This window comes from Pseudoduganella sp. GCM10020061, from assembly GCF_042683405.1.
GTDB lineage: Bacteria > Pseudomonadota > Gammaproteobacteria > Burkholderiales > Burkholderiaceae_D > Telluria.
In genome coordinates this window covers 329,486-344,220 of the sequence record NZ_JBHUJS010000003.1, presented here as the reverse complement: position 1 = coordinate 344,220, position 14,735 = coordinate 329,486, and the positions used below count along the sequence as shown (strand labels likewise).

General features: G+C 65.3%; 18 protein-coding genes. 10 read left to right on the top strand and 8 right to left on the bottom strand.

The genetic code is table 11. From position 1 onward, the window contains the following. Positions 1-2 precede the first annotated feature (2 nt). The 4 genes from ACFSQR_RS08975 to ACFSQR_RS08960 all read right to left on the bottom strand — a co-directional run bounded on the left by ACFSQR_RS08975 (position 3) and on the right by ACFSQR_RS08960 (position 2,873). Positions 3-728, bottom strand: coding sequence for a YebC/PmpR family DNA-binding transcriptional regulator (locus tag ACFSQR_RS08975; protein WP_377729384.1), 726 nt, complete (start codon positions 726-728; stop codon positions 3-5). Between the two features lie 206 nt (positions 729-934). Then, a complete protein-coding gene (locus ACFSQR_RS08970) occupies positions 935-1,174 on the bottom strand; it encodes a hypothetical protein (RefSeq protein ID WP_377729383.1) in 240 nt (79 codons plus the stop codon). Between the two features lie 79 nt (positions 1,175-1,253). Continuing rightward, positions 1,254-1,577: a thioredoxin family protein gene (locus ACFSQR_RS08965; protein ID WP_377729382.1), complete on the bottom strand. Its 324-nt coding sequence runs from the start codon at positions 1,575-1,577 to the stop codon at positions 1,254-1,256. 90 nt (positions 1,578-1,667) lie between these two features. Then, positions 1,668-2,873 (bottom strand): MFS transporter, encoded by a 1,206-nt coding sequence (locus ACFSQR_RS08960; RefSeq protein WP_377729381.1) that lies wholly within the window; start codon positions 2,871-2,873, stop codon positions 1,668-1,670. A gap of 63 nt (positions 2,874-2,936) precedes the next feature. Between ACFSQR_RS08960 and ACFSQR_RS08955 the strand changes: the two genes are divergently transcribed. From ACFSQR_RS08955 to ACFSQR_RS08945, 3 genes are all read left to right on the top strand, one after another. Further along, positions 2,937-3,872 (top strand): LysR substrate-binding domain-containing protein, encoded by a 936-nt coding sequence (locus ACFSQR_RS08955; RefSeq protein ID WP_377729380.1) that lies wholly within the window; start codon positions 2,937-2,939, stop codon positions 3,870-3,872. A gap of 62 nt (positions 3,873-3,934) precedes the next feature. Further along, complete coding sequence (locus ACFSQR_RS08950) at positions 3,935-4,291, top strand: translation initiation factor Sui1 (protein WP_377729379.1); 357 nt, start codon at positions 3,935-3,937, stop codon at positions 4,289-4,291. Positions 4,292-4,397: 106 nt separating this feature from the next. Next, on the top strand, positions 4,398-4,790 hold the full coding sequence (locus tag ACFSQR_RS08945) for a GFA family protein (RefSeq protein WP_377729378.1): 393 nt from the start codon (positions 4,398-4,400) through the stop codon (positions 4,788-4,790). A gap of 2 nt (positions 4,791-4,792) precedes the next feature. Here ACFSQR_RS08945 and ACFSQR_RS08940 read toward each other — a convergent pair whose 3' ends face one another. Continuing rightward, a complete protein-coding gene (locus tag ACFSQR_RS08940; protein ID WP_377729377.1) occupies positions 4,793-5,254 on the bottom strand; it encodes a YaiI/YqxD family protein in 462 nt (153 codons plus the stop codon). A gap of 88 nt (positions 5,255-5,342) precedes the next feature. Next, on the bottom strand, positions 5,343-5,591 hold the full coding sequence (locus ACFSQR_RS08935; protein WP_377729376.1) for a DUF1059 domain-containing protein: 249 nt from the start codon (positions 5,589-5,591) through the stop codon (positions 5,343-5,345). A gap of 153 nt (positions 5,592-5,744) precedes the next feature. Between ACFSQR_RS08935 and ACFSQR_RS08930 the strand changes: the two genes are divergently transcribed. Both ACFSQR_RS08930 and ACFSQR_RS08925 read left to right on the top strand, forming a co-directional pair. Beyond that, positions 5,745-6,380, top strand: coding sequence for a serine hydrolase domain-containing protein (locus ACFSQR_RS08930; protein ID WP_377729375.1), 636 nt, complete (start codon positions 5,745-5,747; stop codon positions 6,378-6,380). Continuing rightward, positions 6,287-7,108, top strand: coding sequence for a serine hydrolase domain-containing protein (locus ACFSQR_RS08925; protein ID WP_377729374.1), 822 nt, complete (start codon positions 6,287-6,289; stop codon positions 7,106-7,108). Before ACFSQR_RS08930 ends, ACFSQR_RS08925 begins: the two co-directional genes overlap by 94 nt. A 42-nt stretch (positions 7,109-7,150) precedes the next feature. Here ACFSQR_RS08925 and ACFSQR_RS08920 read toward each other — a convergent pair whose 3' ends face one another. Continuing rightward, complete coding sequence (locus tag ACFSQR_RS08920; protein ID WP_377729373.1) at positions 7,151-7,684, bottom strand: hypothetical protein; 534 nt, start codon at positions 7,682-7,684, stop codon at positions 7,151-7,153. 100 nt (positions 7,685-7,784) lie between these two features. Here ACFSQR_RS08920 and ACFSQR_RS08915 point away from each other — a divergent pair, with 100 nt between their 5' ends. Genes ACFSQR_RS08915 through ACFSQR_RS08905 form a run of 3 tightly spaced genes read left to right on the top strand, consistent with a single transcriptional unit; the run spans position 7,785 to position 10,085 of the window. Then, the gene (locus ACFSQR_RS08915; RefSeq protein ID WP_377729372.1) at positions 7,785-8,702 is read left to right on the top strand and encodes a DMT family transporter; all 918 of its coding nucleotides are present in this window, start codon (positions 7,785-7,787) and stop codon (positions 8,700-8,702) included. A gap of 9 nt (positions 8,703-8,711) precedes the next feature. Further along, positions 8,712-9,101, top strand: coding sequence for a methylglyoxal synthase (locus tag ACFSQR_RS08910; RefSeq protein WP_377729371.1), 390 nt, complete (start codon positions 8,712-8,714; stop codon positions 9,099-9,101). A 9-nt stretch (positions 9,102-9,110) separates the two neighbouring features. Next, positions 9,111-10,085 carry a quinone oxidoreductase family protein gene (locus ACFSQR_RS08905; protein ID WP_377729369.1) on the top strand — a complete coding sequence of 325 codons (975 nt, stop codon included), beginning with the start codon at positions 9,111-9,113 and terminating at the stop codon, positions 10,083-10,085. 58 nt (positions 10,086-10,143) lie between these two features. Here ACFSQR_RS08905 and ACFSQR_RS08900 read toward each other — a convergent pair whose 3' ends face one another. After that, complete coding sequence (locus ACFSQR_RS08900) at positions 10,144-10,785, bottom strand: DUF4136 domain-containing protein (protein WP_377729368.1); 642 nt, start codon at positions 10,783-10,785, stop codon at positions 10,144-10,146. A gap of 186 nt (positions 10,786-10,971) precedes the next feature. On the opposite strand from ACFSQR_RS08900, the gene pepN reads away from it, so the two are divergent. After that, a complete protein-coding gene (pepN, locus tag ACFSQR_RS08895; RefSeq protein ID WP_377729367.1) occupies positions 10,972-13,614 on the top strand; it encodes an aminopeptidase N in 2,643 nt (880 codons plus the stop codon). Positions 13,615-13,704: 90 nt separating this feature from the next. Next, positions 13,705-14,703 carry a class 1 fructose-bisphosphatase gene (locus ACFSQR_RS08890; protein ID WP_377729366.1) on the top strand — a complete coding sequence of 333 codons (999 nt, stop codon included), beginning with the start codon at positions 13,705-13,707 and terminating at the stop codon, positions 14,701-14,703. The last annotated feature ends 32 nt before the right edge of the window (positions 14,704-14,735 follow it).

The following is a 14,735-nucleotide window of genomic DNA, read 5'->3' as shown; positions in this document are numbered from 1 at the left end:
GTTTAATCTTCAATCACAGCGTTGGTATAGACTTCCTGCACGTCGTCCAGGTTTTCCAGGGCGTCGAGGATCTTCTGCATCTTGATGCCGTCCTCGCCGGTGAACACCGTCTCGGTGGCGGGCTTCATGATGATCTCGGCCACGTCGGCCTTGAAGCCGGCCTTCTCGAGCGCGTCCTTCACCTGCGCGAAGTCGTTCGGGTGGCACAGCACCTCGAAGCCGCCTTCCTCGTCGGCGATCACGTCCTCGGCGCCCGCTTCCAGCGCCACTTCCATCAGCGCGTTCTCGTCGGTGCCCGGCGCGAACAGGAACTGGCCGCAATGCTTGAACATGAAGGCGACCGAACCCTCGGTGCCCATGTTACCGCCATACTTGTTGAATGCATGGCGCACTTCGGCGACCGTGCGCACGCGGTTGTCGGTCATGCAGTCGACGATGATGGCTGCGCCGCCGATGCCGTAGCCCTCGTAGCGTACTTCCTCGTAGTTGACACCCTCCAGGCCGCCCGAACCGCGCTGGATCGCGCGCGTGACGTTATCCTTCGGCATATTCGCGTCGGCCGCCTTGTCGACTGCCAGGCGCAGGCGCGGGTTGGACGCCATGTCGGCGCCGCCCATGCGGGCTGCCACGGTGATTTCCTTGATCAAGCGGGTCCAGATCTTGCCGCGCTTGGCGTCGGTAGCGGCCTTCTTATGCTTGATATTGGCCCATTTGCTGTGTCCAGCCATGTCGCAACTTCCTTCGGAGGGTATACAAGAGTGGGCGACATTCTAGCATATTGCGCAATGCAAAAAACCCACGGGAACCGTCCCTGCGCGCCATGCGCAGGACCGTTCCCGCCCGTCCGGGGATGGCGGAATCGCACCTTTTATGACCGATTCCGCCAAAAACGTGACGCAGGCTGTCCCCGCGGGACAGCCCCGGGCGTTGGTGGCTAGTGCGAGGTAACGTAGTTGACGATGTCGCGCAGGGTCGTGAACCGCGCGAATTCTTCTTCGGGGATGTCGGCGTGCAGGTTGTTGCGCAGGCTGGCGCTGAAGTTCTGCCAGTTTTCCTCGTCCAGCTTGAGCTGGTCGCGCAGCGGTTCGTCGTCCGCGACGTCGATGCCGTCGATATACGGCGAGACGATGCGCATCGCGCGCACCACCTCGTCCCGGGTGTGCTGGTAGTCCATCCGTTCCCTCCTCGCAAGGCGTGTGTCGTTACGCGCCAGTGTGCAGCGTTCCGGCGCGGGACGGCGCACAAAGCCGGGCTCACGCCCTGGCGGCCTGCTCCAGCGCTTCGCTCACTTCCTGCTCGCTCTCGGGGCGGACCACGCGCGACAGCTCCACTCCGCCTTTGACGAATACCACCGTCGGCCACAGCTTGACCTTGAACGAGCGCCCCAGCTTGCGTCCCGGCCCGTCTTCCACCTTGATATGCCGGATGTCCGGATGCGCCGCCAGCGCGGTGGCGATGTCCGGCTCCGCCGAGCGGCAGTAGCCGCACCAGTTGGTGCCGAAGTCGACCGCGACGATGCCTGGCATGGCGTCGATCTCGCTGCGGTCCGGCTGTGTCGTTTCATAAGCTTTGGCCATGCTGGCTCCTCGGTGCGAAAGCACTGGCGTGCGACGTTTCGAGTATGCCACGGGGCGGCCGGCGGCCCGCGCACAGCCCGGCTGCCCGGGTCAGTGCGACGCGCCCGCTCCGGCGCGGCCGAGCAGGGGCTGCTGTCCCTCGGCCAGGTCCAGCCGGCCGGACCAGGTCGTGAGCGCGAATGCAGCGCCGACCACCGCGGCGCCGATCCATGGCGTCGCCATCAGTCCGACATGAGCGACGACGAGCCCGCCGCCCCATGCGCCCAGCGCGATGCCGACGTTAAATGCCGCGATATTCAGGCCCGACGCGACGTCCACGGCGTGCGGCGCATCCTGCATGGCGCGTTGCACCACATACGCCTGCAGGCCGGGCACGTTTCCGAACGCCACCGCGCCCCATGCCAGTACGGTCGCCAGTGCCAGCCATTTGTGCGGCGCACTGAACGCGAGTGCCAGCAACACCAGCGCCAGTCCGGCAAAGACGATCTGCAAGGCGCGCACCGGCCCGTGGCGGTCAGCCAGGCGCCCGCCCCAGATGTTGCCGAAAGCGACGGACACGCCGTAAACGAGCATGACCAGGCCCACGCTGGAAGGGGAAAATCCGGCGATTTCCTGCAGGATGGGCGCGAGGTAGGTAAAAGCGATGAACGAGCCGCCATATCCGAGCGCGGTGATTGCGTACACCAGCAGCAGGCGCGGCCTCTTCAGGACCGCGAGCTGGGTGCGGACCGGCGCCGGCACGCTGCCCCGGATATCGTTCGGCACCAGCGCGCTGCTGCCTGCGGCGGCGACAGCTCCCAGCAGCGACACGGCGAGGAAGGTGGCCTGCCAACCAAAGGTCTGGCCGATAAAGGTGCCGAGCGGGACACCCGTCACCAGTGCCACGGTCAGGCCGGAGAACATCAGCGCGATGGCGCTGGCAGCCTTCTCCTTCGGCACCAGGCTGGTGGCGATGGTCGAACCGATCGAGAAGAACACGCCGTGGGCGAGGCCGGTCAGGACCCGCGCCGCCATCAGCGATGCGTAACCCGGCGCCAGCCAGGCCGCCAGGTTCCCGATGGTGAACAGCACCATCAGGCCAACCAGCAAGCGCTTGCGCGGAATGTGGCCGGTGAGCGCGGTCAATACTGGCGCGCCGACGGCAACGCCCAGCGCATAGACGGTCACCAGCAAGCCGGCGGACGGTACCGACACGCCCAGGCTTGCTGCAATAGTGGGAATCAGGCCGACGATGACGAATTCCGTGGTGCCGATGGCAAAGGCGCTCAGCGCCAGTGCCCAGAGTGCGAGAGGCATGTTTTACTCCGACAGGTGAACAATGCCGTGCAGTCTGGGCGCTGTGCGCGCAAAGATAAACGCATGTCTCTACAATACATTTTTGATCTGGAGGCAACAATGCTGAGCATCGAGGCGCTGAACGTGTTCGTGGCGGTGATCGACAGCGGGTCGTTCTCCGCGGCGGCGGAGAGGCTGGGACAAACGACTTCCGCGGTCAGCCGAACCGTGTCCCGCCTCGAAGCGCAGCTGGGCGTCACGCTGCTGGTCCGCACCACGCGCAGGCTCGACCTGACGGAGGAGGGCGACTGGTTCCTGGGACGTGCCCGCCGCCTGCTTGCCGAGTTGCAGGAGACTGAGGACCTGATGGCAGCGCGCCTGTCCCAGCCTGCCGGCCTGGTGCGCGTCAACGCGGCGACGCCCGTGCTGAACCACATGCTGGCGCCGCTGGTGCCCGCCTTCCTGGAAGCATTTCCACTGGTGCGGCTGGAGCTGGTCGGCGCGGAAACGGTGGTCGACCTGATCGAGGAGCGCGCCGACGTCGCGATCCGGATGGGCCCGCTTGCAGACTCGACGCTCAACGCACGCCGGCTTGGTTCCAGCCGGATCCGCCTGCTGGCCGCGCCGGACTACCTGCGCCGCCATGGCGAACCGTCCAAGGTCCAGGACCTTGCCCAACACCGGCTGCTGGGGTTCACCGAGCCTGCATCGCTCAACCTATGGCCCCTGGCCGCAGACGGTGCACAGGGCTGGCCGGTGCAACCGGCGGTTGCCGCATCGAGCGGGGAAACGATCAGGCATCTCGCGCTCGCGGGCACGGGCATCGCGTGCCTGGCCGACTTCCTCGCGCGCGAAGACGTGGCGGCGAGACGACTGGTGCCGATCCTCGAGCAGGCGACGCTGCCATGGAGCCAACCGGTATGGGCGGTGTTCTACAAACAGGGCGCGCTCGCGCCCCGGGTTGGCGCGCTGGTCCAGTTCCTCGCCGATCGCCTGCGTGCCGCGACGCTCGACGAGTAATCGCACTGCGTGCGCTGGCTGCTACACTCGCGTGCTTCACACCGGGAACTCTTGGACAGAACATGAAAAGTAGTGCGAACAGCGGCCTGGTCTATTCGACCGATGGCGGTCGCATGTGCCCCGAATGCCGCCGGCCCCTGGCACAGTGCAGCTGCAAGGCCAGCGCCGCCGCCGTCGGAGATGGCATCGTGCGCGTGTCACGGCAGACCAAGGGAAGGGGCGGCAAGAGCGTGACGCTCGTCAAGGGGCTTGCGCTCGATGCCATTGCGCTGGCCCAGCTTGGCAAGCAGTTGCGCACGGCATGCGGTTCGGGCGGAACAGTGAAGGATGGCGTGATCGAGGTGCAGGGCGACCACTGCGAGCTGGTCATGGAGACGCTCGCAAGGCTTGGCCACCATCCGAAGCGAACGGGTGGCTGAGGCGTCGCTCCTTGCGCAGGAAAGCATTGCTGTGCGACAGTCCTGAGGTATGCCACGGGCGCATCGGCGCCCCGCGCACCAACGAGACAAGGAGAGGGAGGAACACTTGGAAACGCGATTCGCATCCTGTAGCTGTGGCCAGCTGTCCGCCGAGGTCGTAGGCGACTTCGTCCGCAACTCTGTTTGCCACTGCCTGGCCTGCCAGCGCCGCACCGGTAGTGTGTTCGGGCAGGTAGCGCGCTTCCCGCGCGAGAACGTGACGGTCAAGGGCAAGTCAACCGAATATGTCCGCACAGGCGATGAGGGATCGAGCGCCACCTTCCATTTTTGCCCGGTATGCGGCTCGACGGTGTACTACGAAACGGCGGGGCGCGACGGCGTTGGCATTCCTGTTGGCGCCTTCGCAGACCCGAACTTTCCCGCGCCCACCGTGTCGGTCTACGAATCGCGCAAGCATTGCTGGGTGGTCCCGCCGGCGGACGCGGAGCACTACGACTGACGCTACTGGTTCGGGAGCCGCTGCTTGCGCGTCAGGTGGCGGTCGAGCTGGTCGGCGAAGCGCTTGCGGTCGGCCTGGCTGAACATGGCCGGCCCGCCCGTGTCCACGCCGCCGCTGCGCAACTCTTCCATGAACTTGCGCATGGTCAGCATCTGCTCGATATTGTGGATGGTGTAGAACTCGCCGCGCGGGTTGAGCGCCTCGCCGCCCTTTTGCAGCACGTCCGCCGCCAGCGGAATGTCGCCCGTCACGACCAGGTCGCCCGGCTCCAGCAGGCGCACGATCTCGGCATCGGCCACATCGGCCCCGCGCGGCACCTGCATCGCACGGATGAAGCGCGAGGGCGGCACCCGCATCAGCTGGTTGGCCACCAGCGTCAGCGGGATGGCGCGGCTCTCCGCCACGCGGTACAGGATTTCCTTGATGGCGGCAGGACATGCGTCCGCATCGACCCAGATATGCATCGTATTTCTTCCGTCCCACTGTAGCGATGACCGCAGTATAGCCAAGCGCAACCGTGGAGACGGATTCCTGCCGCCGGGTGCGATCGGCTCAGTGGCGCATTGGCTCCTGCTGTGCCGGCTGCTGTGGCTGAAGCTGCGGTGAGTCGACCGTCGGGCTGCCCGGCCTGAACGCCTTGCGGATCTCCTGGCGCAGCTCAGGGCTGTCGTGCTCGTGATGGACGCTCACGGCGTGCTGCACCGCCGCTTCCAGCAGCTCTTCCTCGCTGTCGGCGGAAATCGCGACTGTGCAGCGGCTTGCGCTGGGCACTTCGCGGCAATCGATAAACATGCGGCTCATCTCGTTCTCCCTTGGCTCGCGCGGATGCGCTTCAATCTCGTTATATGCGTTCTATCCTGCGATGCAAGCAGAACATCGGATTGTCGAAAGATGCCGGCCTACAGAATCGTAATATGTGGTTTTGTTCAGGAGGTGACAATGTATGCACGCCCCATGCGCCTGATCCCGATCATGGCGCTCGTTCTGTCAGCGTCCGGCGTCCGCGCCGACGCGATCGATGACATGATGCAGGTCCAGATGCGGAGCAACCACGTCCCTGGCGCTGCGGTCGCTGTCATCCAGAACGGCAAGATCGCCAAATTGCAGGGATATGGCGTGGCCAACCTCGAGCACAACGTGCCCGTGACGGCCACGTCCCCGTTCCAGATCGCCTCGACCACCAAGATATTTACCGGCGTGCTCCTGGCGCATCTGGTCGACCAGGGCAAGCTGTCGCTCGACGATACGGTGGGACATCACATTCCCGAGGCGCCGCCCGAATGGTCCTCGATCACCCTGCGCCAGTTGGGCAACCACACCGCCGGAGTGGCGATGAGCCCGCCCGGCCCGACCTCCGAGACCACGGAGCAGGCAGTCGCGTCCATCCTGAAGCGGCCGCTGCAATCCCGGCCGGGCGAGCGCGAACAGTATGCGCTCGACGATTTCGTCGTGCTCGCCCACATCATGCAAAAGGTCAGCGGCAAGGCCACCCACAGTTGCTGGACGAAGTCATCGTCAAGCCGCTCGGCCTACAGAATACGCGCTTCGAGAATGGTGTCGATGCAGGCAGCGTCAACCGCTCGGACGTGATCCCTGGAAGGGTGTCGGTGTACTCGCATGAAGGTGGGCAGCAGCGCCTGTTCTGGTTTATCTATCCTCCCGCGACCTATGCGGCGGGCGGCCTGTTCACGAGCGTTGCCGACCTCGCCAGGCTGATGCAGGCAATCGATCGCGGCGAACTGGTGAGCGAGGCAGGGCGCCAGGCCATGTGGACGCCGGCGACGCTGAAGAACGGCCAGCCCGGCGGCTTTGGTATCGGCTGGACCACCCAGACGGTGCGCGGAAAGCCGGCCGTTGGACATAGTGGCGGCCCGGCGCTGGGCGATGTGATCCATGTGCCCGGCGAACACCTGTCGGTGATCGTGCTGACGAACCAGCGTTCGCTGTACCCGGCCATGGCGCAGGCGATCGCGGCGCGGTTCCTGCCAGTGCCTGCGTTCATGCACGAGCACGGAGCGAAGGACAAGGATCCCGCATTGAGCGCGCGGCTGTTCGAACTGGTGCAGGCGTTGGGGCGAGGGGATGCGACACCACAGCAGTTTGCAGGCGCCGAGCTGGATGAGATCAACTCGTGGACCTCGCGCAGGGTGGCGTATCTTCCTGCGCCTGTCGGCATGACCTTGTTATCGGACCGCGCTGCGGACGGCCGGCGGACACGCGTCTACCGCGTCAGGTATGGTGCGATGGATTCGCTGCGCTGGACGTTCACGATCGATCAGGCGGGCAGGGTCACGGAGACGTCGCTGGCGGAGGAGTGACGCGGGGGGAATGTCCCTGCGGGACTCTCCCCTTCCGCAGGCTTACTTGCGCTGGAGTTCAGCCTTGAAGCGTGGCTTGCCGTCGCGCTCCAGGAAATAGGTCAGCGTCTTCCCATCCGGCGACAGCGACACGGTCCAGACGTTGGTCGCAGCGGCAGGAATCAGCTTGGCCGTGTACGCGTCCGCATGGAAGGACTGCGCATGCGCGCTGCCGCTGCCGCTCGCCATGCCGCCGTACATGGTCTGCTCGTCCGGCGTGCCATCCGCGTGGCGGTGGTCGTGCTTGAGTTCGAGGCCGCCGCCGGTCCGGGTAAAGATCCATGTGCGCGAGCGATCCTCGCCGACGATGAATGGCACGCGGATTTCGTTCGTGCCGCACTTGGCCACGTTGGCCACGAGCTTCTTGCCCGCGAACGCGTCGCCCGCGTCGCGCGGGAATACCGATGCGCCCTCGAAGGTGGCACCGCACAGCGAGCCCAGCTTCGCGAAGAACGCGTCCCTGCTGTCGTTGGCGTGGGCCGGGTTGCCCAGCATGGCGGCGGCGCTCAGCGCGGCGAGTACGGCGGTCTTCTTCATCAGGCAGCTCCATTGGGAATGTGAGCTGGACGATATGGGGGGATTGCCCGAAAGTCAACCACGGCCAGCAGCCCCGCCGGAAAGCCCTTACAATTTCAGGATGACTTCTCCCGCAGCGGCCGATCCCCACGCCTCGCTCTCGCGTCCGGCCCTTGTCGCGGGCCTGGCCATCGCCATCGGCGGCGCAATCCTGTTCTCCACCAAGGCCGTCGTCGCCAAGCTGCTGTACCGCTACGAGCTCGATGCGGTCACCGTGCTGGCATTCCGTATGCTGTTCTCGCTGCCGTTCTTTGCCGCCGTCGCGCTCTGGCAGATGCGCCGCGGCCCGCCGCTGTCGTGGACCGACCGCTGGCGCCTGGTCGGACTGGGCCTGATCGGCTACTACCTGTCCAGCTACCTCGATTTCCTCGGCCTGCAGTACATCTCGGTTGGCCTGGAGCGGTTGATCCTGTTCCTCACGCCGTCGTTCGTACTGCTGATCACCGTGTTCGGCATGAAGCGCCACATCAGCAGCAGGCAGTGGGTGGCGCTGGCCGCGTCCTACTGCGGCATCGTGCTCGTCTTCGTGCACGACCTGGCCGGCGGCGCGGGCAATACCGTGATCGGTTCGCTGTTCGTGCTGGCCTCGGCCGTGAGCTACGCGATGTACCTGCTGTTCTCTGGTGAGCTGGTGCAGCGGATCGGGTCGCTGCGCCTGGTTTCCTATGCCATGTGCGTGTCCTCGGTGGCCTGCATCGCCCAGTTCTTCCTGCTGCGCCCCGCCTCGATGCTGGTGCAGCCGCTGCAGGTGTATGGACTGTCGCTCGTCAATGCAATTTTCTGTACCATCTTCCCTGTATTTATGACGATGGTCGCGGTGCAACGCATCGGCGCAGCAACGGCGTCGCAGGCGGGCATGGTCGGACCGGTATCCACGCTGTTCCTTGGCGCGCTGGTACTGGGCGAGCCGATCACCGCGGTCCAGCTGGCGGGCACCGGCCTGGTGCTGGCCGGCATCTATATGCTGACCAAAAAATAGCGAGCGCCCATGAAACCAAGAATCGCGCTGATCGCGCACGACAAGAAGAAGGACGACATGGTCAACCTGGCCGCGGAGTATTCCGATTTCCTGCGCGGCTGCACCCTGACCGCGACGGGCACGACGGGTTCGCGCCTGGCCAACGAAGTCGGCCTGACCATCGAACGCAAGCACTCCGGCCCGTTCGGCGGTGACATCCAGATCGGCGCCGACCTGGTGGAAGGGAGGATAGATTGCGTCATCTTCCTGCGCGACCCGATGACGCCGCAACCGCACGAGCCGGACATCAACGCCCTGGTGCGGGCCTGCGACGTGCACAACGTCGCCTGCGCCACCAACCTCGCCACCGCGCACCTGCTGCTGACGCAGCTGAAGCTTGCCTCGCGCAAGCACAACTAGGAACAGCCCATGCCAAAAGCGATCAGGATCCTGCGGACCGGCGGTCCGGAAGTGATGGAATACGTCGATGTGGAGGTGGGCCCGCCCGGCCCGGGCGAAGTGCAGGTGCGCCACCATGCGATCGGCCTGAACTTCATCGACGTGTACTTCCGCACCGGGCTGTATCCGCAGCCGCTGCCGGCCGGCCTCGGCATGGAAGGCGCCGGGGTGGTGGAGGCGGTGGGCGAGGGCGTGACGCACCTGCAGCCGGGCGACCGCGTCGCCTACGCCTGCCGCCCGCCGGGCTCGTATGCGGAAGTGCGCAACATGCCGGCCACCCACGTGCTGCGGCTGCCCGATGCCATTTCGTTCGAGACCGGCGCCGCGATGATGCTGCAGGGGCTGACGGTCCAGTACCTGTTCAACCGCACCCACAAGCTCAAGGCGGGCGACACCATCCTGTTCCATGCCGCGGCGGGCGGCGTCGGCCTGATCGCATGCCAGTGGGCGCGTGCGCTGGGCGTGACCATGATCGGCACGGTCGGCTCGGACGAAAAGGCGGAACTGGCGAAGGCGCACGGCTGCGCGCACGTCATCAACTACAACCGCGAGAACTTCGTCGACCGCGTGCTCGAGATTACCAATGGGCAGAAGGTGGCGGTGGTGTACGACTCGATCGGCAAGGATACGTTCATCGGCTCGCTGGACTGCCTGGCGCCGCTGGGGCTGATGGTCAGCTTTGGCAATGCGTCCGGTCCCGTGCCGCCGTTCTCGCTGACGGAGCTGTCCTCGCGCGGGTCGCTGTTCGTCACCCGGCCGACGCTGTTTGCCTACATCGACAAGCGCGTTGACCTGGAAGCGATGGCGGCGGACCTGTTCCAGATGGTGGAGTCGGGGAAGGTGCGGATCGACATCAAGCAGGCGTACAAGCTGCAGGATGTGGCGCGCGCACATATCGAGCTGGAAGGGCGGCGCACTACCGGCTCGTCCATCCTGGTCCCATAAAAAAGGGACGGTCCCAGCAAGGGACCGTCCCCGGTTCTTCAGCAAGCAAACCTTCCGCTTACTTCTTCGGTTCCAGCTTGGCCTCGACCACGCGCGACACGCCGCTCGGCCCCGGGAATTCGGCAAACGCGCTGCCCACCAGCACCGGCATGATTTCCGGCGTGGACTCGACCCGCGACAGGTTCCGCACGGTCACGTCGAACAGGCGCCTGTTGTCGCGCAGCGAGCGGATCGACACCTGCACCTCGCGCTGGTAGTTCATCTGCGTGCGCTCGGTGTACATCGGCATGCCGTACCAGAACGGGTCATACCAGTACGGGCTGTACCAGCCGCCCCAGTAGCCGCGCCGGCGCGGGTGGAAGTAGGCCAGGCGCGCGCTGGTGTACATGTGCGGATAGGCTACCTCGACCACGCGGACCGGGATCACCGTGGTCAGGAAACGGGTCGACACGCCCAGGGCCGCAACTTCGCGCGTTCCTTCGCGGAAGCCGTGACGCGCCAGTTCCCCGCGCACCAGGTCCTGGTAGGCCCTCAATTCCAGCGAATCGTCCGCGGCGGCGGTGGCATCGAATACGTAGGTACGGTCCGGCAGGTCGGCCGGCCAGTTGTGGAAGGCGGTTACATTGCTGCGCACGGTCGTGGCGCAGCCGCTGAGCAGGACGACCATGCCAGCGAGAAAGAACATTGTCAGGCGTTTCATTTTGCGGAGCTCCGGGTTGGACACGGTATGAGGGCAATTTTCAGTCTATGGCCCGATAGACGATTTTGCAGTGATTTTACAGTTTCTTACCGAGCGAACATACGGAAACATTGGTATTCATGACAACAGTGTGCGCCGCCGGCTTGGTAAAATGCCGTCTCTATCAGGCATTTGCGAAAGCACACCATGCGTACCGATCTCCCGCAGACCATCTATCGGAAAGATTACCAGCCTCCCTCGTATCTGGTGGATACCGTTGAACTCGGATTCGACCTGCACCCGACCCGGACCGTGGTCGCGAGCCGGCTGACCATGCGCCAGAACCCGGACAGCCGCAAGCGCGACATCGAGCTGTACGGCGGCGACATGGAACTGGTGGAGCTGCGCATGAACGGCAAGAGTCTGCGCCGCGGCGATTACACCGTCACCGGCGAAGTGATGCGCATCGCGAACGCGCCGCAGGAAGTGGTGCTGGAGATCGAGACCATCGTCAATCCGGAAAAGAACACCACGCTGAACGGCCTGTACGTCTCCAACGGTAACTTCTTCACCCAATGCGAGGCCGAAGGCTTCCGAAACATCACCTGGTTCCCCGACCGCCCGGACGTGATGGCGCGCTACACCGTGATGCTGCGCGCCGACAAGGATCGCTACCCGGTGCTGCTCTCGAACGGCAACCTGCTGGACGAGGGCGACCTGCCCGGCGGCCGCCATTACGCCAAGTGGGAAGACCCGTTCCCGAAACCGTCCTACCTGTTCGCGCTGGTCGCCGCGCGCCTGGTGTGTCAGGAAGAGACCTTCCGCCTGGCCGACGGCCGCGATGCGCTGCTGCAGGTGTGGGTGGAAGAGGGCAACCTGGACAAGACCGATTACGCCATGCAGTCCCTCAAGGCATCGATCCGCTGGGACGAGGAACGCTGGGGGCTGGAGCTGGACCTGGACCGCTTCATGATCGTCGCCACCAGCGACTTCAACATGGGCGCGATGGAGAACAAGGGCCTGAACATCTTCAACACCAAGTTCGTGCTGGCCAACCCGCGCGTGGCCACCGACATCGACTACCAGGGCATCGAGGCGGTGGTGGGCCACGAGTACTTCCACAACTGGACCGGCAACCGCGTGACCTGCCGCGACTGGTTCCAGCTGTCGCTGAAGGAAGGCCTGACCGTCTTCCGCGACCAGGAATTCTCGGCCGATATGGTGGGCACCCCGAGCGGGCGCGCGGTGACGCGCATCGACCAGGTGCGCACCCTGCGCCAGGCCCAGTTCCCGGAAGACGCCGGCCCGATGGCGCACCCGGTGCGCCCGGACTCCTTCGTCGAGATCAACAACTTCTACACCGTCACCGTGTACGAGAAAGGCGCCGAAGTCGTGCGCATGTACCAGACCCTGCTCGGCCGCGAAGGCTTCCGCAAGGGCATGGACCTGTACTTCAAGCGCCACGACGGCCAGGCGGTGGAATGCGACGACTTCCGCCGCGCGATGGAGGACGCCAACAAGCGCGACCTGTCGCAGTTCGAACGCTGGTACAGCCAGGCCGGCACGCCGGTCCTCAGGGCCGAGTCCCGCTACGACGCGCAGATGAAGTCGTACGAGCTCACGCTCACGCAGTCCTGTCCCGCCACGCCGGGCCAGCCGCGCAAGCAGCCCTTCCACATCCCGGTCGCCGTCGGCCTGGTGGGCGCGGATGGCCGCGACCTGCCGCTGACTGTGCAGGGCAAGAACGGCAAGTCGACCATCGTGCTGGAGCTGACCAAGGCACGCCAGACCTTCAAGTTCGAAGGCGTGTTCGAAAAACCGGTGCCATCGCTGCTGCGCGACTTTTCCGCGCCGGTGATCCTGGAATACGCGTACACCGACGAGGAACTGCTACACCTGTTCAGCCATGACAGCGACCCGGTCAACCGCTGGGAAGCCGGCCAGCGCCTGGCGATGTCGCGCCTGCTGCGCCTGACCAACGCCGTGCGCGACGGCAGCGCGCTGATGCTCGACGATACCTTCATCGAAGCCCTGCGCAAGATACTGGTGGACGACACGCTCGACGCCGCGTTCCGCGAGCTGGCGCTGCTGCTGCCGGCCGAAACGCTGATCGCAGACCAGATGGAAGTGGTCGACCCGCAGGCGATCCACCTCGCGCGCCAGTTCGTGCGCGGCACCATCGGGCGCAAGCTGCGCGCCGAACTGCAGGAGCAGATGCGCGCCAACGAGACGCCGGGGCCGTACAGCCCGGACGCCATCTCCGCCGGCAAGCGCGGGCTGAAGAACCTGTGCATGTCCTACCTCGCCGCCGCGCAGCTCGGCGTCGACCGCGCCGAGCACCAGTTCGACAACGCCAGCAACATGACCGACCGCGTCGCCGCGCTCACCTCGCTGATCCACGCCGACTCGCCGGCCGTCCCGCGCGCGCTGGAGGCGTTCTATACCGAATTCGAGAATGAGGCGCTGGTTGTCGACAAATGGTTCGCCCTGCAGGCAAGCGCCCCGCACACCGACGTGCACGCCGTGCGCAAGCTGATGAAGCACAAGGCCTTCAACATCAAGAACCCGAATCGCGCACGCAGCCTGGTCTTCACCTTCTGCAACGCCAACCCGGCGCAGTTCCACGCGCCGGACGGCAGCGGCTACAAATACTGGGCCGAGCAGGTGATCGCGCTCGACAAGATCAACCCGCAGGTGGCCGCGCGCCTGGCGCGCTCGATGGACCGCTGGCGCCGCTACCTGCCGTCGCTGCAGGTGCGCATGCGCGACGCCCTGGAACAGGTGTCCGCCTCCGGCCGGCTGTCGAACGACACCCGCGAGGTGATCGGCAAAGCCCTCGCCAACGACTAAGAAAATGGGGACAGACCCCATTTTTTCGCTAAAAATGGGGTCTGTCCCCATTTTGAGATAAAGAATTCAAAACCCAGCCAAAGGAACTCCATGAAACGCGTCAGCCTTACGCAATACCTGGTTGAAGAACAGCGCCTGAACAACACCATCCCGGCCGAACTGCGCCTGCTGATCGAAGTGGTCGCGCGCGCCTGCAAGTCCATCTCGCACGCCGTGGGCAAGGGCGCGCTGGGCGACGTGCTCGGCTCGGCCGATACCGAGAACATCCAGGGCGAGGTGCAGAAGAAGCTGGACGTGATCTCCAACGAGATCCTGCTGCAGGCGAACGAATGGGGCGGCCACCTGGCCGCGATGGCATCGGAAGAAATGGAGTCGATTCACCCGATCCCGAACCGCTATCCGATGGGCGAGTACCTGCTGCTGTTCGATCCGCTGGACGGCTCGTCGAACATCGACGTCAACGTCTCGATCGGCACCATCTTCTCGGTGCTGAAGGCGCCCGAGGGCATGGGCACGCCAACCGAGCAGGACTTCCTCCAGGCGGGCGCGCGCCAGGTCGCCGCCGGCTACGCGGTGTACGGCCCGCAGACCATGCTGGTGCTGACCACCGGCCACGGCGTCCACTGCTTCACGCTGGACCGCGAGATGGGCTCCTGGGTGCTGACCGAGCGCGACATGAAGATTCCGCAGGCGACCAAGGAGTTCGCCATCAACATGTCGAACCAGCGCCACTGGCACCCGCCAGTCCAGCGCTACGTCTCCGAACTGCTGGCTGGCTCCACCGGCGCGCGCGGCAAGGACTTCAACATGCGCTGGATCGCCTCGATGGTCGCCGACGTGCACCGCATCCTGAACCGCGGCGGCGTCTTCATGTACCCGGCCGACGTGCGCGACACCTCCAAGCCGGGCAAGCTGCGCCTCATGTACGAGGCCAACCCGATGGCCTTCATCGTCGAGCAGGCCGGCGGCGCGGCGACCGACGGCGTGCGCCGCATCATGGACATCGAGCCGACGCAACTGCACCAGCGCGTTCCCGTCTTCCTCGGTTCCAAAGAGGAAGTCGACCTCGTGAGCCGCTACCACCAGTGATGGCGAGGGCGCGTGCCCTGCGGGGTTGCAGT